We start from the raw sequence: 386 nt of genomic DNA on the forward strand, positions 1-386 counted from the left end.
ACAAGATGTTGCATAAGTTATGATTAAAAATTAGATTTCTATGCAATATATAGATTAGAGCAACTACTCGAATTTCTTGATGAGTTGAAGTCTTGAGAATATGTTATAATATCTGCAACAGCGAAGTGCCGAAGAGTGTCGTAGAATAATAAAGTAAAAGAAGGTGAGATGAATTGGAAAACTTGGAAAAAAACATATATCTGTCAGTAAAAGAAATTCTCACCAATGCTCGCGAGAAAGCATATAAAGCTGTTAATTTTACGATGGTTGAAGCTTATTGGAATGTAGGAAAGTTGATAGTTGAGGCTCAAGACGGCAATGAACGTGCTGAATATGGCGATTATTTAATAAAAAGTCTTTCAAGTCAGCTGAAAGCTGAGTTTGGA

The 386-nt window shown here is 33.7% G+C and carries 1 protein-coding gene; it reads left to right on the forward strand.

Annotation, left to right across the window (positions count from 1 at the left end; translation table 11 throughout):
* Nucleotides 1-173: 173 nt before the first annotated feature.
* The coding region (locus ACVHXK_RS18720; protein ID WP_461207925.1) for a DUF1016 N-terminal domain-containing protein at nucleotides 174-386 on the forward strand (213 nt) is incomplete at its 3' end.

Source organism: Clostridium sp. DL1XJH146 (assembly GCF_054819755.1).